This window comes from Paraburkholderia terrae (assembly GCF_002902925.1).
GTDB classification, from domain to species: Bacteria; Pseudomonadota; Gammaproteobacteria; order Burkholderiales; family Burkholderiaceae; genus Paraburkholderia; species Paraburkholderia terrae.
Genome location: NZ_CP026112.1, coordinates 302,905 through 327,955 on the forward strand (window position 1 = coordinate 302,905; position 25,051 = coordinate 327,955).

At 62.7% G+C, this 25,051-nt stretch carries 26 protein-coding genes and 1 pseudogene; 19 read left to right on the forward strand and 8 right to left on the reverse strand.

The genetic code is table 11. The features are described 5' to 3' along the window. Positions 1-15 precede the first annotated feature (15 nt). Positions 16-912: a transcriptional activator NhaR gene (gene nhaR, locus C2L65_RS17505; RefSeq protein ID WP_042315060.1), complete on the reverse strand. Its 897-nt coding sequence runs from the start codon at positions 910-912 to the stop codon at positions 16-18. A 147-nt stretch (positions 913-1,059) separates the two neighbouring features. On the opposite strand from nhaR, the gene C2L65_RS17510 reads away from it, so the two are divergent. From C2L65_RS17510 to C2L65_RS17520, 3 genes are all read left to right on the forward strand, one after another. Beyond that, positions 1,060-1,542 carry a CBS domain-containing protein gene (locus C2L65_RS17510; protein ID WP_042315061.1) on the forward strand — a complete coding sequence of 161 codons (483 nt, stop codon included), beginning with the start codon at positions 1,060-1,062 and terminating at the stop codon, positions 1,540-1,542. 92 nt (positions 1,543-1,634) lie between these two features. Continuing rightward, positions 1,635-2,600 carry a Tim44 domain-containing protein gene (locus C2L65_RS17515; RefSeq protein ID WP_042315062.1) on the forward strand — a complete coding sequence of 322 codons (966 nt, stop codon included), beginning with the start codon at positions 1,635-1,637 and terminating at the stop codon, positions 2,598-2,600. Between the two features lie 122 nt (positions 2,601-2,722). Then, positions 2,723-2,920 (forward strand): hypothetical protein, encoded by a 198-nt coding sequence (locus tag C2L65_RS17520; RefSeq protein WP_007586642.1) that lies wholly within the window; start codon positions 2,723-2,725, stop codon positions 2,918-2,920. A gap of 29 nt (positions 2,921-2,949) precedes the next feature. Here C2L65_RS17520 and C2L65_RS17525 read toward each other — a convergent pair whose 3' ends face one another. The 3 genes from C2L65_RS17525 to C2L65_RS17535 form a co-directional block, all read right to left on the reverse strand. Next, positions 2,950-4,248 (reverse strand): SUMF1/EgtB/PvdO family nonheme iron enzyme, encoded by a 1,299-nt coding sequence (locus C2L65_RS17525; RefSeq protein WP_042315063.1) that lies wholly within the window; start codon positions 4,246-4,248, stop codon positions 2,950-2,952. 178 nt (positions 4,249-4,426) lie between these two features. Then, positions 4,427-5,101 carry a helix-turn-helix domain-containing protein gene (locus tag C2L65_RS17530; RefSeq protein WP_042315076.1) on the reverse strand — a complete coding sequence of 225 codons (675 nt, stop codon included), beginning with the start codon at positions 5,099-5,101 and terminating at the stop codon, positions 4,427-4,429. 248 nt (positions 5,102-5,349) lie between these two features. Then, positions 5,350-5,829, reverse strand: coding sequence for a universal stress protein (locus C2L65_RS17535; protein WP_042315064.1), 480 nt, complete (start codon positions 5,827-5,829; stop codon positions 5,350-5,352). 99 nt (positions 5,830-5,928) lie between these two features. On the opposite strand from C2L65_RS17535, the gene C2L65_RS46390 reads away from it, so the two are divergent. The 3 genes from C2L65_RS46390 to C2L65_RS17545 all read left to right on the forward strand — a co-directional run bounded on the left by C2L65_RS46390 (position 5,929) and on the right by C2L65_RS17545 (position 8,483). Next, complete coding sequence (locus tag C2L65_RS46390) at positions 5,929-6,084, forward strand: hypothetical protein (RefSeq protein WP_156132404.1); 156 nt, start codon at positions 5,929-5,931, stop codon at positions 6,082-6,084. A 56-nt stretch (positions 6,085-6,140) separates the two neighbouring features. Further along, positions 6,141-6,830 carry a FadR/GntR family transcriptional regulator gene (locus C2L65_RS17540; protein ID WP_036000061.1) on the forward strand — a complete coding sequence of 230 codons (690 nt, stop codon included), beginning with the start codon at positions 6,141-6,143 and terminating at the stop codon, positions 6,828-6,830. 144 nt (positions 6,831-6,974) lie between these two features. Continuing rightward, positions 6,975-8,483 carry an MFS transporter gene (locus C2L65_RS17545; RefSeq protein WP_042315065.1) on the forward strand — a complete coding sequence of 503 codons (1,509 nt, stop codon included), beginning with the start codon at positions 6,975-6,977 and terminating at the stop codon, positions 8,481-8,483. A 19-nt stretch (positions 8,484-8,502) separates the two neighbouring features. Here C2L65_RS17545 and C2L65_RS17550 read toward each other — a convergent pair whose 3' ends face one another. Continuing rightward, positions 8,503-9,090 (reverse strand): acyl-homoserine-lactone synthase, encoded by a 588-nt coding sequence (locus C2L65_RS17550; RefSeq protein ID WP_042315066.1) that lies wholly within the window; start codon positions 9,088-9,090, stop codon positions 8,503-8,505. 141 nt (positions 9,091-9,231) lie between these two features. Between C2L65_RS17550 and C2L65_RS17555 the strand changes: the two genes are divergently transcribed. After that, positions 9,232-9,564 carry a helix-turn-helix domain-containing protein gene (locus C2L65_RS17555; RefSeq protein ID WP_007586630.1) on the forward strand — a complete coding sequence of 111 codons (333 nt, stop codon included), beginning with the start codon at positions 9,232-9,234 and terminating at the stop codon, positions 9,562-9,564. Here the strand turns inward: C2L65_RS17555 and C2L65_RS17560 are convergent. Further along, the gene (locus C2L65_RS17560) at positions 9,548-10,252 is read right to left on the reverse strand and encodes a helix-turn-helix transcriptional regulator (RefSeq protein ID WP_042315067.1); all 705 of its coding nucleotides are present in this window, start codon (positions 10,250-10,252) and stop codon (positions 9,548-9,550) included. The two genes, C2L65_RS17555 and C2L65_RS17560, sit on opposite strands and share 17 nt — an antisense overlap. A gap of 596 nt (positions 10,253-10,848) precedes the next feature. On the opposite strand from C2L65_RS17560, the pseudogene C2L65_RS46580 reads away from it, so the two are divergent. From C2L65_RS46580 to araD, 8 genes and pseudogenes are all read left to right on the forward strand, one after another. Beyond that, a pseudogene (locus C2L65_RS46580) lies at positions 10,849-11,211 on the forward strand (dihydrodipicolinate synthase family protein); the annotation flags it as partial. A 75-nt stretch (positions 11,212-11,286) separates the two neighbouring features. Next, complete coding sequence (locus C2L65_RS17570) at positions 11,287-12,867, forward strand: aldehyde dehydrogenase (NADP(+)) (protein WP_042315069.1); 1,581 nt, start codon at positions 11,287-11,289, stop codon at positions 12,865-12,867. Positions 12,868-12,981: 114 nt separating this feature from the next. Further along, on the forward strand, positions 12,982-13,932 hold the full coding sequence (locus tag C2L65_RS17575) for an SMP-30/gluconolactonase/LRE family protein (RefSeq protein WP_042315070.1): 951 nt from the start codon (positions 12,982-12,984) through the stop codon (positions 13,930-13,932). Between the two features lie 249 nt (positions 13,933-14,181). After that, positions 14,182-15,372, forward strand: a complete 1,191-nt coding sequence (locus C2L65_RS17580) for an extracellular solute-binding protein (RefSeq protein WP_042315071.1) — start codon at positions 14,182-14,184, stop codon at positions 15,370-15,372. 152 nt (positions 15,373-15,524) lie between these two features. Further along, on the forward strand, positions 15,525-16,604 hold the full coding sequence (locus C2L65_RS17585) for an ABC transporter ATP-binding protein (protein ID WP_042315072.1): 1,080 nt from the start codon (positions 15,525-15,527) through the stop codon (positions 16,602-16,604). Beyond that, entirely contained in the window at positions 16,601-17,488 is an 888-nt protein-coding gene (locus C2L65_RS17590) for an ABC transporter permease (protein WP_007739998.1), read from the forward strand. The genes C2L65_RS17585 and C2L65_RS17590 overlap by 4 nt, the downstream gene beginning before the upstream one ends. After that, a complete protein-coding gene (locus C2L65_RS17595; RefSeq protein ID WP_042315073.1) occupies positions 17,488-18,393 on the forward strand; it encodes an ABC transporter permease in 906 nt (301 codons plus the stop codon). Before C2L65_RS17590 ends, C2L65_RS17595 begins: the two co-directional genes overlap by 1 nt. 8 nt (positions 18,394-18,401) lie before the next feature. Beyond that, positions 18,402-20,153, forward strand: a complete 1,752-nt coding sequence (gene araD, locus C2L65_RS17600; protein ID WP_103254550.1) for an L-arabinonate dehydratase — start codon at positions 18,402-18,404, stop codon at positions 20,151-20,153. A 73-nt stretch (positions 20,154-20,226) separates the two neighbouring features. Here araD and C2L65_RS17605 read toward each other — a convergent pair whose 3' ends face one another. Further along, positions 20,227-20,832 (reverse strand): short chain dehydrogenase, encoded by a 606-nt coding sequence (locus C2L65_RS17605; protein ID WP_042316696.1) that lies wholly within the window; start codon positions 20,830-20,832, stop codon positions 20,227-20,229. Between the two features lie 173 nt (positions 20,833-21,005). Further along, on the reverse strand, positions 21,006-21,455 hold the full coding sequence (locus C2L65_RS17610; protein WP_042316695.1) for a DUF3005 domain-containing protein: 450 nt from the start codon (positions 21,453-21,455) through the stop codon (positions 21,006-21,008). A gap of 284 nt (positions 21,456-21,739) precedes the next feature. On the opposite strand from C2L65_RS17610, the gene C2L65_RS17615 reads away from it, so the two are divergent. The 4 genes from C2L65_RS17615 (at position 21,740) to C2L65_RS17630 (ending at position 24,945) form a co-directional block, all read left to right on the forward strand. Further along, positions 21,740-21,973, forward strand: a complete 234-nt coding sequence (locus C2L65_RS17615; protein ID WP_007586604.1) for a hypothetical protein — start codon at positions 21,740-21,742, stop codon at positions 21,971-21,973. 171 nt (positions 21,974-22,144) lie between these two features. Beyond that, positions 22,145-23,077 carry a serine O-acetyltransferase EpsC gene (gene epsC / locus C2L65_RS17620; RefSeq protein WP_042316692.1) on the forward strand — a complete coding sequence of 311 codons (933 nt, stop codon included), beginning with the start codon at positions 22,145-22,147 and terminating at the stop codon, positions 23,075-23,077. 39 nt (positions 23,078-23,116) lie between these two features. After that, the gene (locus C2L65_RS17625; protein ID WP_042316691.1) at positions 23,117-23,944 is read left to right on the forward strand and encodes an AraC family transcriptional regulator; all 828 of its coding nucleotides are present in this window, start codon (positions 23,117-23,119) and stop codon (positions 23,942-23,944) included. An 80-nt stretch (positions 23,945-24,024) separates the two neighbouring features. Then, the gene (locus C2L65_RS17630) at positions 24,025-24,945 is read left to right on the forward strand and encodes a DMT family transporter (RefSeq protein ID WP_042316689.1); all 921 of its coding nucleotides are present in this window, start codon (positions 24,025-24,027) and stop codon (positions 24,943-24,945) included. Positions 24,946-25,051 lie beyond the last annotated feature (106 nt).

Genomic DNA, 25,051 nt, shown 5'->3' on the forward strand with positions numbered 1-25,051 from the left:
GGGCCTGCAGAAGGGCTAACCATTGAACAACTCGCTTCGCGCCGCGTCCATGATCATCGCGACCGCCGGATGACTGATGCGGCGCTCAATCGAGATCGCGAAGAACTCTTCGACGATGGTGTTGATCTGCCCCACCATCGTCAGTTTGTGCTCTGCCTGTAACTGGCTCTCCAGCGCGGTTGGCGCGAACAGCAGGCCGCGGCCCTCGCGGCCGAACGCCATGGTCATCGCCCCGTCGTCGAATTCGCCGACGATGCGCGGCGAAATGGCATGTGACGCCAGCCAGTGATCCAGCTTGCGGCGCACGGCGGATTCCGTGCCGGGCAGCAGCACCGGCAACTGACCGAGCGACAACGGGAAGCGTTTCCTGGCGGTTTGGACCAGCGTCTCCGCGCCGAAGCAGCTCAGCGTCGAACGGCCGAGCCGGTGATTGAACGCCTTGATGTTGACGTCGGCGGGAATGGGGGCATCCGCGATGATCAGGTCGAGACGATGCACGGCCAGTTGCGCGAGCAGCGCATGCAGCTTGCCTTCGTGACAGATCATGCGCAGCGACACGGGCGCGCCCAGCGCGGGTTCCAGCAGCCGGTACGCAATTGCCTTCGGAACTGAATCCGCGATCCCGACCCGAAACCGCATTTGTGCGCCGGATTCGCTCTCGCGCCGCATCGCGCTCTCGAGTTCCGAGCCCAGCGAGAATATTTCGTCCGCGTAGTCGAGCACCAGCCGGCCAGCATCCGTCAATTCGAGCGTGCGCCCGCTCTTTCTGAACAGTTTTTTATCCAGTGCTTCTTCGAGCAGTTTGATCTGGCCGCTGAGCGTTTGCGGCGAGATGTGCAACTGCTCGCCAGCGCGGACGATCCCTCCCGCGTGCGCCGCCACCCAAAAGTAATGCAGATGCTTGAAGTTCACGCCTCCTCCATTGGTCAGTCAACGCTACGGTTTTTTCGAAGTATTGGCAACAAAAATACGAATTTTATGTTCACTCGGGTTCGGTTAGATTGAAGCCTCGCACCTAGACGCCGGTGAGCGGCTAACGACTACTGACAGAGGTGACATATGGCATCGGTTGCGCAATTTCTTCGTTCAAAAGATTCCCAGACAGTGTGGTCCACCCACGCGTCCGCATCCGTCTACGACGCGATCGCGATCATGGCGCACCGGCAGGTGGGAGCACTGATCGTCGCAAACGAAGGACGCCTGGCCGGTATCGTCACGGAGCGGGATTACGCGCGGAAAATCGTTCTGATGGACCGCTCATCAAGGAATACGCCGGTGCGCGACATCATGTCGACAGAGGTGCGCCATGTCAGCCCTCAGCACACGACCGACGAATGCATGGCGATCATGACCGAGCATCGGATTCGTTATCTGCCCGTGATTACGGCGGGGCAGGTGATCGGGATGGTGTCGATCGGCGACCTGATCAAGAACCTGATTACCGAGCAGGAACACACGATCCGGCAACTGGAGCATTACATCCACGGCAACAGTTTTCACGTCGGCCATAACGGTTTGCAGGCCCAACAGCCGCGCGTTTGACGACCCAATAATATTACTGTTCGTAATGTTTTCCGCGCGACTATGAAGAGCGCGATCCGGGCAGCCCCGGACTTACCAAAAGAGGTATTTTTATGTTCATGCAATTCGTCAATCACCTTCGACGTGCTGCCGGTGCGGTAACGCGCGGGACGGCAGCGCTCGGTCTGGCGGGACTGCTTGCCCTCGGCGCGGTGGCGTCGAATGATGCCGAGGCGAAGCGGGTGGGCGGCAGTCAAAGCATCGGGCGCCAGTCGCAGTCGGCGTCGCCGTCCGGGCAGACTCAACAACGCCAGCAAGCCCAGCCGGCGCAACAGGCAACGCAGGCGCCTGCTGCCGCGGCAGGTAACCGCTGGATGGGCCCGCTCGCCGGCCTCGCCGCCGGCCTTGGCATTGCGGCGTTGCTGTCGTCGTTTGGGCTGGGTGAAGGGCTCGCGCAAATGCTGTCGAATGCGCTGCTCATTGGGCTGGTGGTTTTCGCCGGCGTGATGCTGTTCCGCTTTATCGCCAACCGGCGTCGTCCGGATCTGGCTTATGGACATGGTGCCGCGAACCGGCAACAAACGAACGGCTCACAGTTTCTCAATCAGATCGGGCAAGCGCGGCCTGAAGCGACGCCCACGGGCTGGCCGCGTGCAGCGATGGGTTCGATGGGCGCTGCAGGCGCTGTGCAGGCACCGGGACTCGCGCTCGGGGCCGATCAGGCGGCCTTTCTGGTATCGGCAAAGACCCTGTTCATGCGTCTCCAAGGCGCGTGGGACAGGAACGAACAGGGTGACCTGTTCGAGTTGACGACGCCGGACATGTTCAGGCAACTCAAGATGGATCTGGAAGCCCGGGGCCGCGAGCCGAGCGTGACGGAAGTCACGCAGCTCGATGCCGAGGTGGTGGGCTCGGAGAGCAACGCGAATGAAACACTGGTCAGCGTTCGCTTTTACGGTCAAATGCGGGAGGACGACGCACCGACGGCCCAACCGTTCCAGGAGATCTGGAACATCGTCAGGAACGCACAGGGCGACCAGGCGTGGCGAGTGGCGGGCATCCAGCAGATGAACCACTAAAGGAGCGTAGTTGAACTGGCAGTCGGCTTGCTGCGTGTCAGCGAGCCGACGTCGTTTATTTCGCCGGGCGGAGAGGGTAAGGAATGCTGCCCTGCGCAGACAGACTCAATCGAGGAGACGGTATGTTGAGTCCACACGAATTCGCCACCTTGATGCTCATCAAGGATGCGCCGGATCAGATCGAACTGGGCCGCGCCGAGCTCGACACGCTCCTTCAGCGCCAACTCATCTCATTGGAAAACCTCGCTTCAGGACGCCCACGGGCTCATGTCACAAGCGATGGTGATTCCATTCTCAAGGCGGTCTCCCGGATGCGCTAGACATCCGGGCGTGTTCGACAACTTATGCTTTATCTGTCAGAAGCCTTGACGCACCTGAACCCCGCATACACATGCTGATACCGCGGCTGAAACCAGTTGCGGAACGTCGGCCGGATCATGCATTGCGCGGTGCGAGCCGAACCGCCCTTCAACACGTAATGCTGTCCGTCGTAGAAATTGGCCGAATAGCCGAGATAGAACGGAAACGCCTCGAAGCCCGGCAGCGCGTCAAATAACGATGACGTCCATTCCCACCCATTGCCGAACTGGCCTTCGACGCCAAACGCGCTGACATTGTCCGGCGACGCATCGACGGCTTGCGGGTCCCAGCTGCGGAAATCGTAGTTACCCGATGGTGCATTCGGCACGCCTTGCGCAGCGCGCTGCCACTGTGCTTCCGTGGGCAACGCCTTGCCGGCCCAGCGCGCGTACGCGCTCGCTTCCGCATGGCTCACGTAGGCGGGCCAATCGGGCGGCAGTGCGATATCTTCGAACATCGTGCGCAGGGTCCACTGGCCGTTAGCATTCTGCGACCACGTCACGGGATGCGCGACGCCCTCGGCTTCCTTCCACGCCCAGTCCTTGTCGTTCCAGTAAGCGCGATTGCGATAGCCGCCTGCGTCGATGAACTCGCGGAATTGCGCGTTGGTCACCATGTAGCGATCGATCTCGAACGCTTCGACCTGCACGCGCTGCTCGCCGAATTCGTTGTCCCAACCGAAGCGGCCATCTTCCTTCTTCATGCCGAGCACGGCTTCACCGGCCGGCACGCGCACCATCGGCGTCGCTTCGACGTTGCGCGCGTATTGCGCGGCGGACGTGACGCCCGGCGGCGCGGCCTTCATCTCCAGCGGCAACTGATGCAGCATGTACGCGAGCGTTTCCGCGTGCATCAAGCGGTGTTCGATGGCGACATGCATGAGCTGCTCGGGCGAGCCCGTTGCCATGCCGCCGCGGCCGAACTCGTAAGCGGCGAGACGACTGTCGATCTGCGCGCGCGCCTTGTTCGCATAGTCGCGCACGGCGTCGATCGAAGGCCAATCGGAAGGTTGATCGGTTGGAAAGCCGCCGTCGACGGGGTCGATGCCGAACGCGAACAACCTGTCGAGTTCCGGCGCGAACGCGGGCAGCGGGCACAGGCGTTCGTCGAAGAGATTGCGGTCGAAGGCTTCGAGATGGCCGATGTAGAACACGATCCGGTGGCGCTCGCGAATCGGCCGGTCATAGAGGTATTCGGGTTTGACAACCGAGAACAGGGCGTCGGTCACGCGGCGCGCGTCGATGAGACGTTCGGCCAGCGGGTGGTGCGGTGCGGGGTCGCGGTTCATTCGCCGGGTCTCCTCGTGGGGACAGCAAGCATCTTTGCACGAGACGAGTGCGGGGTGCCGAAGACCCGACTCTCGCCGAGAAGAATAATCTTGAACTGTACCGCAGGCGCAGGAGACGTGCCAGGCGGATGCGCGCGGGCGTCGTGCGAGACGAAGCCGCGCGGCGGACCCTGGCGGATCAGGCGTTCGGCGAGGCGCCGACCTGGCGTAAGCCTTCGGGATCGACGATATGAATGAGGCGGCCTTGTGCGTCGATCAGTCCGCGCTTTTGAAATCTTGACAGGGTGCGGCTCACCGTTTCGAGCGTCATGCCGAGGTAGCTGCCCATGTCTTCGCGCGTCATCCGCAGATTGAATTCCGCCGACGAATAACCGCGCTGCGCATTGCGCTCGGAGATATCGAGCAGAAACGCGGCGACACGCTCGTCGGCGCTCAACGAGCCGAGCACCATCATCTGCGCGGCCTCGCGCACGATCTGCTCGCCCATCAGCTTGTGCAGCCGTTCCTGCATCGAACTGACCTCGCGGCACAGATGCTTGAGCGCCGCGTAAGGGATGATGCACACCGAGCTGTCTTCGAGCGCGACGGCGCTGCACGCGTGCTGGTCGCTGCTGATGCCGTCGAGGCCGAGCGCTTCGCCCGCGATCCTCAAGCCCGTGACCTGCTCGCGGCCATCGCGATGCGCCATCACCGTCTTCAGCGATCCCGAGCGCACGGCGTACAGACTGTCGAACGAATCGCCCGCGCGATAGAGCGCCTCGCCGCGACGTACCGGGCGCGCCGAGCAGATCAGCGCTTCGAGCTGCGGCATTTCATTGGCGGCCACGCCTTGCGGCATGCACAGATGCCGCATCGCGCACGACGAACAGCGTGCAGCGCTGCGCACGGCGCGCTGCGTGGAGGAGGCGGGGCTGCGGCGGACAGCGCGGGCAGGGGCGACAGCGGCGGTAACTGCGATGGGATTGAGCATGGGACCAACCGGCGTTAAAAAGGGTGACAACCGATTGTCCCACTCGATGCGCGCGCAACCAGGCGGCAAAATGACGCGTCGCAAGCGATCGCGTTGTTGAGCGGCGTCAGGCTTCGTTTCGCGCGCGACGCTCAGGCCTTGGCTTCTTCCTCAGCTTCGCCGCCGCCCGCAGCGGACGGAATCAGCAGCACGGGTAATGTCGATTGACGCACGCAGCGCTCGGCTACGCTGCCCAGAATCAGCCGCTGCATGCCGCGCCGGCCATGCGTGCCCATGATGATCAGGTCGGCGTTGAAATCGGCGGCGGCGCGCAGCACGAGCGTTGGCACGTCGTCGAGCGACGACGCCTCGCCCACCGCGATATCGCCCGATACCCCCTGCGCGCGCATCGCCGCCGACAGTTCGGCCGTCAGCTCCTTGCCCTGCTCGACGAGCCGGTTGCGCAAGATGGACGGATCGTAGCCGGGCGCGTCGAAGTACATCGGCGTGTTTTCGACCGCGTAGAACGCGCGCAGCGTCGCGCCCAGTTTGCTGGCCAGATTCAGGGCGCCGTCGAACGCGCGGCGCGACGTGTTGCTGCCGTCGACGGCAACCAGGATGCGTGTGTACATGAAGCCTCCGTGTCGTGGAGAGCGTCGCGCCGCCGTGTTCCGCCTGCGCGGGCCCCGTGAAAGCGGTATGAATGGGTCCGGATTGCGCTTGCAGCATAAATGATCGACGAAAAGGGCGTGCTTTGGTCGGCGGGAATGCAGATGTCAATCAAACATTTGTCAAATTTTGCCGTCAGACGCGAGGTCGGTCATACTGGCGGCGTGCGTGCTACCACGCGTCTTCTGGCTGGAATGAGCCGTTATTTCGCCCGGTAGCCCGCGTTATTTGCCTTACAATTCAAATCTACTCTGACAAGCCGCTTCTCTCGACGATGAACGAGCGCAAATCGACAGGTCTGCCGGACAAGATCTACGGCGACATCCTGAACCGCATTCTCGAAGGCGAATACAAGGAAGGCGAACGCCTGCCGACCGAGCATGCCCTCGCGGAACGCTTCGAGACGTCGCGGCCGACAGTGCGCGAGGCGCTCGCGAGGCTGCGCGCGGACGGCATCATCGTGACGCGGCACGGCTCGGGCACGACGGTCGCGCGCCGTCCGGACCCCGACGTGCGCCGTTTCGCGCCGCTGGAGACGCTCTCCGACATTCGCCGCTGCTACGACTTTCGCATCGTGACGGAGTCGGGCGCTGCCGAACTGGCCGCGCAAATGGCCGAAGCCGACGACATCGCCGCGATCCAGCATGCATGGGACGAACTGGAGCGCGTGATCGAAACGCAGGGCATCGGCGCGAAGGACGACTTTGCGTTTCACCTCGCGGTTGCGCGGGCGTCGAAGAACCAGTTCTTCATCACGATGATGTCGTTCATCGAAGAGCAGATCGTGTTCAGCATGAATCTGTCGCGCAACCTGTCGCTGGTGAAGACGCTCGAACGCCAGCGGCTCGTGCAGGCCGAGCACCTGGCCGTGCTCGACGCGATCCGCAGCAAGGACGCAGCCGCGGCCGGTCAGGCGATGCGCTTGCATCTCGAGCATGCGCGCGACCGGATGTTCGGCTCCTGACTTTTTCCGCCTTGCCGGGCCGTTGCGTTGTGCTTGCGGCCCTGTTCCCTCTCCCCCTGATCTGAAAATGCGGCGCGCGCTGCGCCGCATCGCAAAGAAGTGAATCCTTCCCGTCCCCTGGTTTTTCGCGACGCGCTGCTGGCCATGCTTGGCATTGGTCTCGTCAACATGCTGGTCGCGCTCGATCAGACGGTGGTCAGCACGGCATTGCCGTCGATCGTCGTCGAACTGCACGGTTTCGAGTATTACGCGTGGATTGCGAGTGCCTATCTGCTTGCCTCCGTGGTCACCGTGCCCGTGTTCGGGCGTCTCGGCGACTACTTCGGCCGCAAGTATTTCGTGATTACGGCCGTGATCGTCTTTACCGTGGCGTCGGCACTGTGCGGCCTCGCTTCCAGCATGCCGTTTCTGGTGTTCGCGCGCGGCCTGCAGGGCGTGGGCGGCGGGATGATGGTCGGCACCGCGTTCGCGTCGATTCCCGATCTCTTTCCCGACCCGCGCACGCGAGTGCGATGGCAGGTGGTGCTGGCGGCCGCATACGGAATCGGCACGGCGGCAGGGCCGTCGCTGGGCGGCTGGCTCAGCGAGCAATTCGGCTGGCGTTCGACGTTCCTCGTCAATCTGCCCGTCGGCGCGCTCGCGCTGTACTTCATCTGGGCGCATCTGCCGTACTACCGGCGCGAGCGCACCGGCGACGTGCGGATCGACTGGGCGGGCGCCGCGCTCGTCGCGCTGGTGCTCGGCGGACTTCAGACTTTCATCGAAGCCGTGCCGAAGGATGGCCTGACCACGGGCAACCTGATTCTCGCCGCGTCGGTTATCGCGGGTACGGCGGCGCTGCTGGTCTGCGAGCGCCGCGCGACGCACCCGATCGTGCCGCTCGATCTGTTCAAGGACCCGCAGCTTGTGACACTTTTCACGCTGTCGGTGCTGTCGGGTTTCGTGATGTTCTCGCTGATCTTTTTCGCGCCGCTGCTGCTGCAAGGCGGTTTCGGGCTCTCGCCGCAGCAGGCCGGCCTGCTCGCGACGCCGATTGCCGCATGCATTGCCCTCGGCAGCATGATCAACACGCGCATCGTGATTCACATGAAGCGCCCGACGGCGATTCTGACGATCGGCTTCAGTTTGCTGGTGGCCGCGTCGGTGGGTATCGCGCTCGCCACGCCCGCGACGCCGCATCTCTATCTCGAACTGTCGATGGCGGCCGTCGGCATTGGCCTCGGTTTCATCCTCAACAACCTGAACGTGTTCGGCCAGGAGATTGCCGGCCGCGAGCGCTTCGGTATCACGACGGCGCTGCTGCAATCGACGCGCATGGTGGGCGGCATGCTCGGCACCAGCATCGTCGCGACGATCGTGAACCGGCGCTATGCGTCCGGCGTGGAAGAGTCGCTACGCGTGCTCGGCGAAACCGTCGCGTCGGCGTGGCGGCCGAAGCTCGCCGACCCGCGCATTCTCGTCGACGAAAACCTGCGCGACTCGCTGCTGATCGAGCTGAAACGCGCCGGCCTCGAAGGGCCGGCGCTGTTCGACGCCGCGCGTCACGTGCTGGTGCAGTCGATCCACATCGGCGTCGTGCTGACGGGCTGCGCCGCGCTGGCGGCGGCGCTGCTCGTGCGCCGGATCTCGCACATCACGTTCCGGCGCAGCTAGTCCCCCCTCAGGCTCAAACTCAAGCCGCCACGGGCATCGGCTTGCAGACGGCCGCGCGAATCGCGTCGACGGTGATGTCGAGCGCGATCGTGCGTTCGACGCCGATTCTCACGGGCGGCCCCAACCGCGTCACCTCGATACCCGTGCGCCGCAGCAGCCGCTCGATCGACGTTGTCGTGACGGTCACATAGCGCGTGATACCCATCCGGTCCGCGAAAGTCACCAGTTCGTGGATCGCGTGCATCGTCAAATCTGCAAAGCCAAACGTTTGCTCTCCATCCGTTTCGATAGCAAAGCGGCTCAGTTCCCATATATGCCGTCCGATTGGCGCGTCGTGGCCGTCGAGTAACTGCGGGAAGGTGTCCTTCAGCATGTTCGGGCCTTCCGTCGGCATCAGTCGCCAGCAGCCGCGCACGGCGCGGTCGGCGTCCTGAATGAGCATGTAGTACGGCCCGAGCGCGTCGTAGCCGTCGATCTCCATCCCGGCGATGGTCGGAACGTCCCATCCCATCCGGTCCCGAAAGACGCGGGCGCGCAGCCGGTACATCTCGTTGATGTGGTTGTTGTCGAACTCTTGCCGTGTGCCAATTCGAATCGCCGTATGCATGGTGTGCTCCTTACGTTGGTCGCGGTACGCAGGAAACCGTATGCATTTCGGATAAAAAAAACACCTATTCACCTGGATAGGTGCTCAGTCCGTCTGATGATTACAAAATTGAGATGAGGGCCAACACAGGGAAAAAACATCATGGAACTTCAGAATCATTGGCAAGCGGGCGTTCACGCAAACGTTCAACCGACCGTGCAGAGCCGCGGCGCGGATACTTCGACTGGTGTGGACCGCGTGCTGATCATCGCGTACCGCAAGAAAAAGAAAGAGAGTCAGCGTCAATTCTGGGCGCGCTTTGGCGTAACCCAGTCGCGCGGCAGCCGCTTCGAATCGGGCGCTGAAATTCCGGCACCCGTCTCGATCCTGCTGGGCCTCTACTTCACCAAGACGGTCACGGACGGCGATCTGGGCAGGGCGGAGAAGGTGCTCCATAACCCGGAAGCGCGTGAGCTCATCAACCTGGATCAATAAGGCCGAGTTGCGTTGCAATCACGGCCGCCGCGCGCCGTGAGTTCACGCCGAATTTCGTGCGAATGTTCTTAAGGTGGAAGTTCACCACGGCTTCCGAGCAATTAAGAATGTGCGAAATTTCCCAGGTGGACTTACCGCGTGCGGTCCATTTCAGGCATTCCTGTTCCCGCGGCGTGAGCTTCGGCACTAACGCCTGCGTGTGCGCATTCAGGTGAGGCTGGCTCGTGTCGATCACGAGGTCGCGCAACAGCACCAGATTGGGCAGCACGACGTCGAGATGACGCCAGAAGTCGTCGGTCGGGTTATGGTCGTTGACGAAACAGATCAGTCCCGATTCCTGTCTCGGCCCGTGGATAGGCAGGCTCACGCCGGCGCGCAAGCCGTACGCGCGCGCTTCCTCATACATGGTTTGGGCCGGATTCGACTCGAACAGATCCGGCGACCAGATCAGTGGTGACGACTTCGTCATGCAATGCGCGACCGTCGGGTCGATGTGCGCAAACCCCTGGTCGTTGTAGAACTGCCGCCATGACGGCGAGTACGTGCTACGGATGAACGCGTCTTCCAGCCGCATGCCCGGCCGCGGAAGGATGCCGACCAGCACGCGGTCGAAGCCCCAGCCGTCTGCCAGTCGGGCGACTTCGCGGAACCAGCTGACGTCGTTCTCCGCTTCCAGCAACGGCGACATCTGTTCAATAAAGTGTTGCGGCAAGGTGCTATCTCTCGAGGTTCGCAGCGGAGGGGGCTATGGCCATGCCGATGCTGCGGTTACTCATGGGTCTTGTTGCGCATCAATCTATCACTATATTCGCAGGATAATGCGAATTAACGATAGAGAATTTCTTGCCTGTTTCATTTATGGCTAAAAATCGGGCTTCATGCCAACCGACATTTAATTGCATTGACGCAATTCTGCAGCAAATGCCGCAAATCCGCTCCTGCCGTGCCTGACAGCCATCTGAATAAACGGCTATTTAGTAGGGTTTTGCACGGTTTTGAATCGGTATTAAATACGGTTCGATCTCGTAAATCGGAAGAGATTACGAAACGTTTGATTCAAACCAGTCTGCTTTTTCACTCGTTGTCATACCAAAATTATTAAAAGTTTGATCTGCAGCGCAGCACGCAGGGCCTGTATTCATATGATGAAACTGTGCTCATGCGTGCTGCATTGTAAGATTTGTGCGTCCAAAGTTGTTTGACAACATTGGCGTGGCGATGCTAACTTGGCCAGGTGATCGTCTTTGCCGCGAGCCGCCTCCATGAACGTGTCTCCGATCGTTCGTCGACACGCTCGCACGGCTCGTGGATCGCGGCACATTCGTTGCTGTGCAGTACGCGATCGTGCGCGACGATCCTTCGCGCGACGACTACCTGCGCCGGCTGTTGCAAAGCGTAAAGGCGGCAAAGGTGATATCAGGAGTGGGTGACTGACACGCGCTCATACCGCTCGAAACCCTGCGCGAAGACATTTCGCTGATACGCGTGCTGGACGACGTGGTCACGTTGTCGACGCTCGCGGACATAGGGCAGATCCTGCTGCTGTTGCGTTCGACGCCGCCTGAACATCATGCGAAGATCGAAGTTGCGACGCTGGCTTTGCTCGACTTCGAGCGCCGTCTCGCGGAAACGTCCGCCCATTCTTGACGTCGCACTATTTGGATTTCCGGCCGCGCGACGCGACATGCGTTCCTGCCGCGCAGCCATCGACAGGAGCAGGACATGCAAATTACCGGAGACATGCTGATCGGCGGGTCCGAGGTGCGCGGCACCAAGGGCACGCTGCGCGCGTTCGACCCGGCGCGCAACATGGAAATCGAACCCGAGTTCGGTGCGGGTGGCGCGGTCGAAGTGGATCGCGCATGCACGCTGGCTGCGCTCGCGTTCGACTCGTACCGTCAGACGTCGCTCGAAATTCGCGCGCATTTTCTCGAGACCATTGCCGAGAACATCCTCGGGCTCGGCGACGCATTGATCGAGCGCGCGCAGGCCGAATCCGCGTTACCGAAGGCGCGGCTCGAAGGCGAACGGGCGCGTACCGTCGGGCAGCTCAAGCTGTTCGCATCGCTGGTGCGCGAGGGCCGCTGGCTCACCGCGACGCTCGACTCCGCTCAGCCAGATCGCAAGCCGCTGCCGCGTCCCGACTTGCGCTTGCAGAAGATTCCCGTTGGTCCCGTCGGCGTGTTCGGAGCGAGTAATTTTCCGCTCGCGTTTTCCGTAGCGGGCGGCGATACGGCATCGGCGCTCGCGGCGGGTTGCCCGGTTGTCGTGAAGGCGCACCCGGCGCACCTCGGTACGTCTGAACTGGTTGGCCGTGCCATTCAGAAATCGGTCGCCGATTGTGGGCTGCATGAAGGCGTGTTCTCGCTCGTGGTCGGCGCGGGCAATGAGATCGGCGAAGCGCTCGTCCAGCATCCGGCGATCAAGTCGGTCGGCTTCACAGGTTCGCGCGCCGGCGGCCTTGCGCTGTTGAATCTTGCGCAGAAGCGCCGCGAGCCGATTCCCGTGTTTGCCGAGATGAGCAGCATCAACCCGTTCTTCGTGCTGCCCGGCGCGCTTGCGAAGCGCGCGGATCAGATCGCGACCGGCTTTATCGAATCGGTGACGCTCGGCGTCGGACAGTTCTGCACGAACCCTGGTCTCGTGCTGCTTCTCGACGGACCGAACAAACAGATATTTATCGACGCCGCGGCAAAGGCACTCGCGCAAAAGAGTGCGCAGACGATGCTCACGCCGGGCATCGCCAGCGCGTATCAGGGCGGCATTACGCATCGCACCGAGCAGCGCGGCGTGCAGAGTATTGCGCGCGGCACGTCGTCGGATGCGACCTGCGCCGCGCTGCCCGCGCTGTTCCAGACGTCGGCGATACAGTTCCTGACATCCGCGGAACTCGAAGACGAGATTTTTGGGCCGACTTCGCTGATCGTCACGTGCGCTGACATAGAGGAAATGGTGAAGGTGGCCGAATACCTCGAAGGCCAGCTCACCGCAACGCTGCAGATCGAACCCGAAGACTACGACATCGCGCGACGCCTGCTGCCGACGCTCGAGCGCAAGGCCGGCCGCATCCTGGCGAATGGCTTCCCGACGGGCGTCGAAGTGTCGTACGCGATGGTGCATGGCGGCCCGTTCCCGGCGACGTCCGATCCGCGCGCGACCTCGGTCGGCGCGACGGCGATCGAGCGTTTCCTGCGTCCCGTCTGCTACCAGGACCTGCCCGCCGAACTGCTGCCGCAATCGCTACACGACGACAATCCGCTGAAGCTCTGGCGTCTGCGCGACGGCAAGCCGGCGCAGGCGTGACGGCTTGCGTTGAGTCGCGACAGCGTTTCAAGCAGCATCATCACCAATAACCAGCAACCACCACGAACGCCGGGCATCGATCGATTCGATGCCCGGCGTTGCTCTGACAGCGCCATGACCGAACTCAATCACCCGAACCAGCGCCGCTATCCCGATCCCTCCATTCGTAGTTTCGATCCCCGCTTCGATGCATTGCGTATCGCCTCGGCTTCCGTCGAATGCCTGTTTCAGGGCGCACGTTGGTCCGAGGGACCCGTGTGGTTCGGCGATGGCCGATACGTGCTGTGGAGCGACATCCCGAATAACCGCATCCTGCGCTGGGACGAGGAGACGGGCGCGGTGACGCCGTTTCGCCGGCCGTCGAATAACGCGAACGGCAATACCCGAGACCGCGAAGGGCGGCTCGTCACCTGCGAGCATCTGACGCGACGCGTCACGCGCACCGAGTACGACGGCTCGATCACCGTGATCGCGGACCGTTACCAGGGCAAGCGCTTCAATTCGCCGAACGACCTCGTCGTGAAGTCGGATGGCTCGGTCTGGTTTACCGATCCATCGTTCGGCATCGACAGCTTCTATGAAGGCGAGAAGCAGGAGCCGGAGCTGCCGCAAAACGTGTATCGCGTGGACGGGGAGACGGGCGAAGTGACGATGGTTTGCGATGAAGTGATCGGCCCGAATGGCCTCGCGTTTTCGCCGGATGAATCCGTGCTGTACATCGTCGAATCGCGCTCCCAGCCGCGCACGATTCGCGCATTCGATGTGGCCGGCGACGGGCGGACGCTTGCGAACAACCGCGTGCTGATCGACGCGCAGCACGGCACGCCGGACGGTTTCCGAATCGATATTCACGGCAACCTGTGGTGCGGCTGGGGCATGGGCACCGATGAACTCGACGGCGTGCGCGTGTTTTCGCCGCAAGGCGAAGCGCTCGGGCATATCGCGTTGCCGGAGCGCTGCGCGAACGTGTGCTTTGGCGGCAGGCATCGCAACCGCCTGTTCATGGCCGCGAGCCACGGCCTGTATTCGCTGTACGTGAATACTCAGGGCCTGCGCGGCGGGTGAAGTTGCCTAACAAGTCATGTCTTGGTGTTCTCCCTATGCCGAACGGACGAATCGGCAAACCCGCTGAAATCCTTACCATAAAAGGACTTGAAGAATTTGAAAGGTCATCGCGCGATGAACGTGTCAGGCTAAAATTTGCTTGACATCATGCGTGCCCGTTCGTTATGTTTCACCCACTAGCAGCCCGTAACACGTCAGCGCCGCGCATCCCGTCGGCGGACGTTCCATATAAAGAGGCGAGGAGACGAAATGGCTTTTTCTGGCAAGTTGTCAGCGAAGTTGCCACTGAAGGTGGCCGCACTGTGCGTAGCCGTTGGCGCAGCAGTAGCAGGGTTCACGCAATCGGCGCGAGCGGTGGATGCCGTCACGATCAACATCGTCGACGTCGCGGGCGATCTCCAGTTGACGCAAAAGGGCTTTGAAGCCTTCAAGGCCAAGTACCCGAATCTCGTTTCCAACATCACGTACACGAACGCGCCCGCGCCGCAGTTGCCCGGCAAGATCAAGGCGATGCAGGCGGCCGGCCGTTCGGACATCGACCTCGTGCTGACGGGTACTGACGCGCTTGCCGCCGGTATCGAGCAGAACCTGTGGATCAAGCTGCTGCCGGAGAACAACGCCGCGTTCCCCGGCGTGCTCGACAAGTACGCGCCCGGTCCGCGCAAGATGCAGGATCTCGCGCAGGGCTTCGGTCTCGAAGTCGCCTATATGCCGGCCGGCCCGCTGATCGAATACAACCCGGCCAAAGTCAGCGATCCACCGAAGACGCCGGATCAACTCCTGCAATGGTGCAAGGCGCATCCGAACAAGCTGATCTACGCGCGTCCGGCCAACTCCGGTCCCGGCCGCACATTCCTGATGGGCTTGCCGTACGTGCTCGGCGACAAAGATCCGAAAGACCCCGTCAACGGCTGGGATAAGACCTGGGCGTTTCTCAAGCAGTTGAACGACTGCATTCCTTACTACCCGGGCGGCACGTCGGCGGTGATGAAGGAACTGGGCGAAGGCACGCGCGACATGACCGTCACCGTGACGGGCTGGGACATCAACCCACGCGCGCTCGGCATCGTGCCGGCTGAATTCAAGGTGCAGGCGTTCGACAACATGACGTGGGTCAACGACGCGCACTTCATGGTAATTCCGAAAGGCGTGCCGAAAGAAAAGCTCGACACGCTCTACAAGCTGATGAACTTCATGCTGGAGCCGACGCAGCAGGCCTTGACCTATGACGATGGTTACTTCTATCCGGGCCCGGCCATCAAGGGTCTCACGGAAGCGCAAGCGCCCGAGCACAGCCAGGACGTGCTGAAGAAGTTCGGCCGTCCGGAATACGCGAAACTGCTTGCCGATCGTCCGCACGTTCAGCCGTTGAGCGCGGCAGCGATGGTCGCAGCGTTCCAGAAGTGGGACCGCGAAGTGGGCGCGCAAAAGACCAAGTAAGTTCATACCAACGCGTACCCATCACCGCGCAAAGCGGAGCAGCCGGTGCCGCGCAGGGCGTGCATGACGCCTTGCGGGCATCGGCGATATGTGTCGGCGCGTCATATGGAGTGTCATAGGGCGCGGCCATGCAACATCGTAGGGAAGCGATCATGAAGCATCACTTTGAACAGTTGCGCCTCGAGTCCGTCAGCCGCAGTTTTGTGAATGCCGAAGGGGTGTCGGTGGCTGCGTTGCAGGGTCTCGATCTGAGTATTCGCCGCGGTGAATTCATCGCGTTGCTCGGGCCGTCGGGCTGCGGCAAGTCGACGGCGCTCAACTGCATCGCGGGCTTGCAGCCGCTGTCGGGCGGCGGCATCTGGCTCGACGAAAAACGTATCGACGTGCTGCCGCCCGAAAAGCGCGGCTTCGGCATGGTGTTTCAGAACTACGCGCTGTTTCCACATATGTCGGTGCTCGACAACGTCGGCTTCGGGCTGAAGATGCGCGGCATCGCGAAGGCGGAAACGGTGAAGCGCGCGCGAGAAGCGCTGCAACTTGTGCAGCTGGTCGGGCATGAGAAGAAATTGCCGGGGCAGTTGTCGGGCGGTCAGCAGCAGCGCGTCGCGATTGCGCGCGCCATTGTGATCGAACCGCCGCTCATTCTGATGGACGAACCGCTGTCGAATCTCGACACGAAACTGCGAATCGAAATGCGCGCCGAGATCCGCCGCATTCATAGCCAGCTGGATCGCGCGACCATCTACGTGACGCACGACCAGGACGAAGCGTTGTCGATGGCCGACCGCATCGTCGTGATGAAAGAGGGCGTCGTGCAGCAGGTCGCGACGCCGAAGGAAGTTTACGGGCGGCCGAAGAATCTGCACGTCGCGCGTTTCATGGGCTATCGCAATGTGCTGCCGTTTACGCTCGAAGGCACGCAGGGCGAAGGCGTGGCCGTCGAAGCAAACGGCGTGCGGCTGATCGGCACGGCCATGGATGGCTTCAACAGCAAGCGTGTCTCCGTCGCGATGCGTCCCGAGGATATGGAGCGCGCCGCGCCCGGCTCGGAAAACGCGTTCGACGCGCAGGTCACGACGGTCGAATACGGCGGCCGCGATTCGCTGATTCGTGTGAAGAGCGCGTTCGGCGAATTGTGGGCGCGCGTCGCAGGCGAGTTTGCCGAAGGCGAGCGCGTCACGCTGCGCGTGCCGCCGTCGCGCACGCTGGTCTACGACGGAGAGCCGTCATGAGCACGCTGACGCCCGCCGCCGCAGCGACACCCGTCGCGCAACGCGACGGCAAGGCGTGGCTCGTGTCGCCCGCCTTGCTGTTCATCCTCGCGCTGTTCGTCTACCCGTTCGTCTACGGCCTCGCGCTGTCCTTCAGTCCGATGGAAGGCGGCGGCATGTGGGCGAACTACGCGAAGTTCTTCAGCGACACGTCGATGTGGCCAACCATCATCGTCACGCTGAAGCTCGCCGTGCCTGCCACCTTGATCAACGTCGGCATATCGGTGCCGGTCGCGTTCGCGCTGAGGCGTCCGTCGCCGTATCAGAAATTCATTACGACGCTGCTCGTGATTCCCATCACGCTCGGCACCGTGCTGATCGCGGACGGCATGCTCACTTACTTCGGTCCGAACGGCTGGTTTCCGCAAGCGCTGCAAGGGCTGCACCTCTATACCGACGAAGTGCGCCTCACGCACAACTTCTGGGGTGTGCTGATCTCGCTGGTCGTGTCGGGTTTTCCGTTCGCGTTTCTGTTGACGCTGTCGTACGTGACGGGCATCGATCCGACGCTCGCAAGCGCCGCCGCGACGCTTGGCGCGAACCCCTGGCAGCAGTTCCGGCAGATCTATCTGCCGCTGCTCGTGCCGGGCTTGACGATGGCCGCGTGTCTTTCATTCGTGCAGGCGTTTTCGGTGTTTCCATCGGCGGTGCTGCTCGGCGCGCCCGCGGGGCCGACACGCGTGATGTCGATTGCCGCTGCGGAAGCCGCGTTCGAGAGCTACGATTACTCGCTTGCGTCGGCGATCGCGATCGTGATGGGTTTCGTGCAACTGGTGATCGTCGCCGCGATGCTCGGCGCGCGCCGCTTCTTCTACAGTGGACCGGCGACGGGAGGTAAGGGCTGATGGCAACCGATCATCAAGTCGCGCATCCGTGGCCCACTGCGCCGCAAGGGCAAACGGTGAAATCGATGAAACCGCATGTCAGTCTGCGTGACCGCATCTACAAGGCGCTCGTCTGGGGCGCGATGATTTTCTTCCTGCTGAACATCGTGCTGCTGATCGCCACCGTCGCGGTCAATTCGATCGCGACGCGCTGGTTCGGCACGCTGCTGCCGCAGGGCTTCACGCTGCACTGGTATGCGCAGGCGTGGAGCGACTTCCAGCTCGCGGCAGTGCTGTGGGTGACGGTCGAAGTGGTCGGCGCGGTGGTGCTGCTGTCCATTTTGCTTGGCGTGCCCGCCGCGTACGCGCTCGCGCGCGTGCAGTTTCGCGGCAAGCGTTTCGCGATGCTCGTGTTCCTGCTGCCGTTGATGGTGCCACCTGTCACATACGGCATTCCGATGGCGACCGTGATGTACAAGATCGGCCTGGCGGGTACGCTGTCCGGTGTGATTCTCGCGAACCTGGTGCCCGCGCTGCCGTTTGTCATTCTCGTGATGACGCCGTTCATCGAGCAGATCGATCCGAATCTGGAATCGGCGGCGCGCATCTTCGGCGCGAATACGTTCCGCTATTTCCGCTATATTCTGCTGCCCTTGCTGGTGCCCGGCATGCTTGCCGCCGGTCTGCTGGTGCTGGTTCGTACCATCGGCATGTTCGAACTGACGTTCTTTACGGCGGGGCCGGCGACGCAAACGCTCGTCGTCGCGTTGTACTACGCTGTATTTTCAACGGGCGTGCGCGCGCCGCAGTCGATCGACGCAATGGCGATGATCTACATGGCGATCACGCTGATCTGGGTATTGATTGCGCTGCAGTTCGTGAGCCCGACGCAGATCGTGTCGCGGGTGAAGGAGCAGCGCCGGTAGGAGTCGAAGTGTCGAACGATCAGACGAAGAAACGCAAGTCCCCCGACGAACTGCGCAGCCACCGCTGGTACGGCGTACACGATCTGCGTTCGTTTGGCCATCGCTCGCGCACGGCGCAAATGGGCTATAGCCGCGAGGAATATGCGGGCAAGCCCGTTATCGCGATCCTCAATACGTGGAGCGAGATGAACCCGTGCCACACGCACTTCAAGCAGCGTGTGGAAGAGGTCAAGCGCGGCATCTGGCAGGCGGGCGGCTTTCCGATCGAGTTGCCGGTGCAGACGCTGTCGGAGCCATTCCAGAAGCCCACCACGATGCTCTACCGCAACTTCCTCGCGATGGAAGCGGAGGAGACGCTGCGCTCATATCCCGCCGACGGTGTCGTGCTGATGGGCGGCTGCGACAAGACCACGCCCGCGCTGCTGATGGGCGCGATCAGCATGGACCTGCCGACCATCTTTCTGCCTGCCGGGCCGATGCTGCGCGGCAACTGGAACGGCGCGACGCTCGGCTCGGGCTCGGACACGTGGAAGTACTGGGCCGACCTGCGCGCGGGCAAGATCACGGAAGAGGACTGGCAGGGCGTCGAAGGCGGTATTGCGCGCTCGCCTGGCCATTGCATGACGATGGGCACGGCGTCCACCATGACGAGCGCTGCCGAAGCACTCGGCTTCACGCTGCCCGGCTTCGCGTCCATCCCCGCGCCGGATTCGCGCCACGCGCAGATGTCCGCAAAAACGGGCATGCGTATCGTCGAGATGGTGTGGGAAGACCTGAAGCCGTCGGACATCCTCACGGTGAAGTCGATCGACAACGCGGTGACGACGTGCCTGGCGCTGTCGGGTTCGACGAATGCGATCGTACACATGATCGCGCTCGCGCGCCGTGCCGGGATCGAACTGACGCTCGATCGCTACGACAGCATTTCGCGCCGTACGCCCGTGCTCGCCAACATCCGGCCGACGGGCGCGTATCTGATGGAAGACTTCTATTACGCAGGCGGCCTGCAGGCGATGCTCGCAGAACTGGGCGACCTGATCGACCGCTCGCAGAAGACGGTGAATGGCCGCTCGCTTGGCGAGAACCTCGAAGGCGTGCAGATCTTCAACGACGACGTGATCCGCCGGCGCAACAACCCGCTGATGCCGGACAACGGCCTGGCCGTCCTGCGCGGTAACATCGCGCCCGATGGCGCGGTCATCAAGCCGGGCGCAGCCGAGCCGCATCTGCTGGTACACACGGGCCGTGCGGTGGTGTTCAAGGACTACAACGACATGGCCGCGCGCATCGACGACGACGCGCTCGATATCGACGAGAACTGCGTGATCGTGTTGCAGCACGCGGGCCCCGTTGGCGCGCCGGGCATGCCCGAGTGGGGCCAGTTGCCGCTGCCGAAGAAGGTGCTGCAAAAGGGCGTGCGCGACATGCTGCGCATTTCCGATGCACGCATGAGCGGCACGAGCTATGGCGCCTGCGTGCTGCACGTGGCGCCGGAGTCGTTCATCGGTGGGCCGTTTGCGCTGGTGCGCGACGGCGACATGATCGAACTGGACGTGCCGCAGCGCAGGCTGAACGTGCTGGTATCGGATGAAGAACTGGCGCGCCGCAAGGCAGAGTGGGTCGCGCCCGCACCGAGATTCTCGCGCGGCTACGGCGCGATGCATCAGGTACATGTGCTGCAGGCCGACAAGGGCTGCGACTTCGACTTCCTGCAACGCGATGGCGCAAGCGCTGCAACGGGTGAGCCGGAGATTCACTGAAGCGGCAAGCGCCGCGCAATAAAAAACGAGCGCACGACAACGTGCGCTCGTTAACAGACGTCAATCGAACGTTCTAGTACCCGACGCGATACACGCGTCCCGTTTGCGCGCCCTCGACGCTGCGCAGATACGCCTGCGCAGCCTTCTTCGCATCGACAGGTTCGAAGCCACGGAAGAACGGCGCATAGCTTTCCATCGATTCCGTCAGCACAGTCGGGCTCACGACATTGATGCGAATACCGCGCGGCAGTTCGATCGCCGCGCCGCGCACGAAGCCTTCGAGCGCGAGATTCACCGTCGTCGCGCTGACGCCCAGGTTGATCGGCTCGTCGGCGAGAATGCCGCTCGTCAGCGTGAACGAGCCGCCGTCGTTCACATACTTCTGCGCGGCGAGCACGACATTGATCTGTCCCATCAGCTTGTCGCGCAGGCCGACCCAGAATTGCTCGACCGTCATCTCGGGCAACGGGCCGAAGTGGACCTTGCCCGTCGTCGTAACGACGCCATCCACCTTGCCGATGGTTTGAAACAGCCGTTCGACGCTCGCCGGGTCCGTGCTGTCGACCTGGTGTGCGCCACGCGTCGCGCCGACTTCGATCACTTCATGCCGCGCTTTCAGTTCAGTGGCGACGGCATGGCCGAGTGTGCCCGTTGCGCCGATCACGATGATTTTGCTCATCTGCTGCTCCGTGGATGGAATTGCGCTGATTGTGCTGATCGTTTCAAACGCGAAAAAGATGTGCGTGCGACGAAGTCATGAAACCAGGAGTTTCCAATCGCATCGACATTCGTACAAACGCGAAGATGCACGACGCGCCATGCGACCACGCGTCGTGCGAAAGGGATATCGCGTCACTTGACGCGCTCGAGTTCGATCACGCGCATCGGCCGCTGATGATTGAGCGCGAAATGCACGCGCCCGCGCGTGCGTTGGCCCGCTTGCGTGCTGGGTTCATGAAAGCGGTCGTCGAAGTGCTCGACGGGCTCGGGCACCGTCATGCCCTTGTCGATCACGCGGTAGCCCGGTTCCAGCGCGAGCAGCAGATGGTTTCCGCCGATGCGGCTGTCGAATCCCGCCAGTTCCGCATACGGGTTGTCGGGCACGCTGTTGACGAGCGATGCGTTGCTGGTCGTGATCTCATCGGGGCCGATCGGCGCGTGTCCTGCGATGCGCGCGGCTTCGTGATTCTTGCTATCGGTATCCACCGTGCTGTCGTGCGTGCGGTCGTTGTGCATCTCGGCGCTGCGCGCGACGTCGTTTCCCGATTGCGTCGCCGGTATCTTGCGGGTGTTGAGGCTCATTTTTACGCCCTCCTTGACTCATGCCTTCAAAGCATTGGGAGCGAGCAAAACTCGTTCCGCGTGAGCGCCCAATCACGTTGGAATCCACGTGCGACGGCGCTTAGGGCAACCCGCGAATTTTTACTATTTTTTTGGTGGACGCCCTTTTCCTACAGAGTATGATTCTGGTTCGAGTGCAGCAACGCACACAAGAGCATGACCGCTGCAGTCTCATGGACTGCCACGACACACGGCATCGCACTCGCAAAAGGACCATCTATGAGGCAGTCAGGGGCGGGTGACTCATGCACGTTGATGCTGCATTCACACATCGTGGCTACTTGCTTAACTGCGCGCCAGCGCGCGCGGGCGATGGGACTTGGCAACCGTATGTGGTCGTGTCGCGCTCCAGCGATGGCGAACTCGTCGCCAACCGCTTCTTTCCCACCGACCTCCGCTTCACTGACGAAGCAGCTGCTATCGCGCATGCCCGCGACTGGGCCGTGCGTTGGATCGATGCAAGCAGTATGACCGTTTAGCACGTCATTTGCTACGCACTCCCGCACATGCAACGGCCGGCACTGCATGAGCCGTTCCTTATGCGTTCATTATGCAATCCGCACCGGCGCCCGGCGGCGCGCGCCGAAACGCGGTAATCTCTGGGGACAATTCACTTTCGTCGCGCTTCACGCGCGACTGCCGTCCTCGCCATGTCAAATGTTTCCTCCCACAACTGGGGCCTCGAACAGATCGTCGCCGAACTGCGCGCGTCGCGTGAGGAACTGCATCGCACGCGCCACCCGCGCGGCATCCGCGAGCTGCCTTCCCGCGACGGCGTGATCAACATCGTCGCGGGATTGCGCGCCGCGCTTTTCCCGACGCACTACGGCGCGCCCGATCTGACCGACGAGAGCGTCGATTATTACGTGGGTCATACGCTCGAAAGCACGCTGCGGCTGCTGGCCGAGCAGATTCGCCGCGCGTTGCGCTTCTTGCCGGAGCACGCGGAGACGCCGGATGCCGATCTGAGCGCGCTCGCATTCGATGTCGCGCGCCAGTTCGGCAAGCAGTTGCCGGGCATTCGCGCGATGCTGGTCAGCGATATCCAGGCTGCGTACGTGGGCGATCCCGCCGCGCAGCACATCACTGAAATCCTGCTGTGCTATCCGGGCGTATGGGCGATGACGCATCACCGGCTCGCGCATGCGTTGCACCGGCTCGGCGTGCCGCTGCTCGCGCGCTTCATCAACGAGATCGCGCATTCGGCGACGGGTATCGACATTCACCCTGGCGCGCAGATCGCGCCGAGCTTCTTCATCGATCACGGCACGGGCGTCGTGATCGGCGAAACGGCGATCATCGGCGAGCGCGTGCGTGTCTATCAGGCGGTGACGCTCGGCGCGAAGAGTTTTGCTGCGGATGAAGACGGCACGCTCGTAAAGGGCAATGCGCGTCACCCGATTGTCGAAGACGATGTGGTGATCTACGCGGGCGCGACCATTTTGGGCCGCGTGACGATCGGGCGCGGCTCGGTGATCGGCGGCAACGTGTGGCTCACGCATAGCGTGCCGCCAGGCAGCAGCGTGTCGCAGGGCAAGATCCGCGAAGGCGAGCGCGGGCGCAACGACGAAGGGCGGCGCTGATGTGTGGGCCCAGTTTCGTCTGCGCGGGCGCCTGAGACGATGAAGCCGCGTGGGCGCGTCCAGATGCTGCGTTGCGCGCTCGGCGGCGTCGAAGCGACCGTCGCGCATACGACGCACGCGTTCGCGCGTCATTCGCACGATCGCTTTGGCATCGGCATCGTCGTTGCTGGCGGGCAGCGTTCGGCAAGCGGGCGCGGCCCTGTCGAAGCGCGCGCGAACGATGTCATCACCGTCAATCCCGGCGAAGTGCATGACGGCAGTCCGCTCGACGAACACGGACGCGCCTGGCGGATGCTGTATTTCGAGCCGTCGCTGGTGATCGGCACGGTCGCCGAATGCGCGGAGTCGCCGTTGCGGGAAGTGGAGTTGACGCGCCCCGTGTTGAACGACGCGCAACTGTCGCTGCGTTTTGCGCGACTTTTCTCGGTTGCAGTACACGAGGCAAACAAGGGCGTGTCGCCCGACAACCTTGCTTGCGAAGAAGCGTTGCTCGCGTTGTTTTCATATGTGGGTCAATACCACGCGACGTCTTTGCCACGCAGACCCGAACGCATCGGTCCTGTCGCGCGCGCAAAAAGCCGTATCGACGATGATCCCGCGTCGGCATCGACGCTCGCCGATCTCGCCGCCGAAGCCGGTATGAGCCGCTTTCAGCTGCTGCGCAGTTTCGCGCATGAAGTCGGTTTGCCGCCGCATGCATACCGGATGCAGCGCCGTGTCGTGCTGGCGCGGCAACTGATCGCCAGCGGGTCCACGCTGGTGGATTCCGCCGTCTCGGCGGGCTTCGCCGATCAAAGCCATATGACGCGCGCTTTCGTGCGGCTTCTCGGCGTCACGCCCGCGAGCTACGCGGCCGCCGTCCGCTGATCCTCTGCAATAACGTTCAAGACCGCGCGTGGGCGCGGGCCATACGCTCGCCTCATCGTTCGATACGAGGAGGCAGTGGCATGAACGGGCGTTACGTCGGTTATTCCTTTTGCGCGCTGGCGATGATCGGGGTGGGCAGCACGGTCGTCGTCAGCAAGGCGATTGCGGGCGGCTTGCCGCCCTTTGCGGCGACGGCTTTGCGCTTTGCGATTGCGTTTCCCGTCTTTGTCGCGATGATGCGCGTGCGAAAAGTCCGCTGGCCGAAGCTCGACGCGCACGATGTGTTGCTCGTGATCGCGCAGGCGGGAGCGGGAAGCGTCGGCTATACGGTTTGTCTGATCGGCGGAATGCGGCTCGCGTCGGCCGCCGATGCGGGTGTCATCGCGGGGACACTGCCCGCGGTGTCGGCGGGTTTCGCGGCGCTCGCGCTCGGCGAGCGTCCATCACCGGCGCTGCTCGGCGCGATCGCGCTCGCGACGCTGGGCGTGCTCGCCTGCACGGTGCGCCTCGACGACGTGGCGGCCGCGAGCGGCGCGCATTCCGTCGCCGGTAATGCGCTGGTATTCGCAGCAATTGTCTGCGAAGCGCTCTTCATCTTGCTCAACCGCAAGCTGCGCACGCCTGTGCCGGCTTTGCCACTGTCGGCGCTGATGAGCGGGATCGGCTTGCTTGTCGCAATCGTGCCCGCCTGTTTCGAGCAGCCGTGGCGTCTGCCATTCGATGCGAACGTCGTTGCCGCGCTAGCGGGCGTCGTCTATTACGCGCTCGTGCCGACGGTGCTTGGCTTCGTGCTGTGGTACGCGGGCGCTTCGCGCCTGAGCGGCGCGGAAGCGGGTCTCGTGACGGCGCTCGTGCCCGTGTCGACGCTCGCGCTTGCAGCGGGCGTGCTGCATGAGCCGATCAGCCGTGCGCAGATGGTAGGCGTCGCGTGTGTGCTGGCAGCGGTGCTGCTTGCGACGTTCGGACGGTTTCGGTCGATGAGGATGCGCGCGGAAGCGTGAGTTGGCCGATCCTGGCTTTGCTTAGGTCGCGCTAGTTCAATCAGAACCACTAAGCTTGCTTTGAGACTTGAGACGCTGACCAGACCGTTGAGGCAACCACGCGCTT

Bases quoted from the DNA above. Each gene is read 5' to 3' on its own strand.
- C2L65_RS17510 (WP_042315061.1), top strand. From the start codon at position 1,060: ATGGCATCGGTTGCGCAATTTCTTCGTTCAAAAGATTCCCAGACAGTG.
- C2L65_RS17515 (WP_042315062.1), top strand. From the start codon at position 1,635: ATGTTCATGCAATTCGTCAATCACCTTCGACGTGCTGCCGGTGCGGTA.
- C2L65_RS17520 (WP_007586642.1), top strand. From the start codon at position 2,723: ATGTTGAGTCCACACGAATTCGCCACCTTGATGCTCATCAAGGATGCG.
- C2L65_RS17525 (WP_042315063.1), bottom strand. From the start codon at position 4,248: ATGAACCGCGACCCCGCACCGCACCACCCGCTGGCCGAACGTCTCATC.
- C2L65_RS17530 (WP_042315076.1), bottom strand. From the start codon at position 5,101: ATGCGGCATCTGTGCATGCCGCAAGGCGTGGCCGCCAATGAAATGCCG.
- C2L65_RS17535 (WP_042315064.1), bottom strand. From the start codon at position 5,829: ATGTACACACGCATCCTGGTTGCCGTCGACGGCAGCAACACGTCGCGC.
- C2L65_RS46390 (WP_156132404.1), top strand. From the start codon at position 5,929: ATGATCGACGAAAAGGGCGTGCTTTGGTCGGCGGGAATGCAGATGTCA.
- C2L65_RS17540 (WP_036000061.1), top strand. From the start codon at position 6,141: ATGAACGAGCGCAAATCGACAGGTCTGCCGGACAAGATCTACGGCGAC.
- C2L65_RS17545 (WP_042315065.1), top strand. From the start codon at position 6,975: ATGCTTGGCATTGGTCTCGTCAACATGCTGGTCGCGCTCGATCAGACG.
- C2L65_RS17550 (WP_042315066.1), bottom strand. From the start codon at position 9,090: ATGCATACGGCGATTCGAATTGGCACACGGCAAGAGTTCGACAACAAC.
- C2L65_RS17555 (WP_007586630.1), top strand. From the start codon at position 9,232: ATGGAACTTCAGAATCATTGGCAAGCGGGCGTTCACGCAAACGTTCAA.
- C2L65_RS17560 (WP_042315067.1), bottom strand. From the start codon at position 10,252: ATGTCGCCGTTGCTGGAAGCGGAGAACGACGTCAGCTGGTTCCGCGAA.
- C2L65_RS17570 (WP_042315069.1), top strand. From the start codon at position 11,287: ATGCAAATTACCGGAGACATGCTGATCGGCGGGTCCGAGGTGCGCGGC.
- C2L65_RS17575 (WP_042315070.1), top strand. From the start codon at position 12,982: ATGACCGAACTCAATCACCCGAACCAGCGCCGCTATCCCGATCCCTCC.
- C2L65_RS17580 (WP_042315071.1), top strand. From the start codon at position 14,182: ATGGCTTTTTCTGGCAAGTTGTCAGCGAAGTTGCCACTGAAGGTGGCC.
- C2L65_RS17585 (WP_042315072.1), top strand. From the start codon at position 15,525: ATGAAGCATCACTTTGAACAGTTGCGCCTCGAGTCCGTCAGCCGCAGT.
- C2L65_RS17590 (WP_007739998.1), top strand. From the start codon at position 16,601: ATGAGCACGCTGACGCCCGCCGCCGCAGCGACACCCGTCGCGCAACGC.
- C2L65_RS17595 (WP_042315073.1), top strand. From the start codon at position 17,488: ATGGCAACCGATCATCAAGTCGCGCATCCGTGGCCCACTGCGCCGCAA.
- C2L65_RS17605 (WP_042316696.1), bottom strand. From the start codon at position 20,832: ATGAGCAAAATCATCGTGATCGGCGCAACGGGCACACTCGGCCATGCC.
- C2L65_RS17610 (WP_042316695.1), bottom strand. From the start codon at position 21,455: ATGAGCCTCAACACCCGCAAGATACCGGCGACGCAATCGGGAAACGAC.
- C2L65_RS17615 (WP_007586604.1), top strand. From the start codon at position 21,740: ATGCACGTTGATGCTGCATTCACACATCGTGGCTACTTGCTTAACTGC.
- epsC (WP_042316692.1), top strand. From the start codon at position 22,145: ATGTCAAATGTTTCCTCCCACAACTGGGGCCTCGAACAGATCGTCGCC.
- C2L65_RS17625 (WP_042316691.1), top strand. From the start codon at position 23,117: ATGAAGCCGCGTGGGCGCGTCCAGATGCTGCGTTGCGCGCTCGGCGGC.
- C2L65_RS17630 (WP_042316689.1), top strand. From the start codon at position 24,025: ATGAACGGGCGTTACGTCGGTTATTCCTTTTGCGCGCTGGCGATGATC.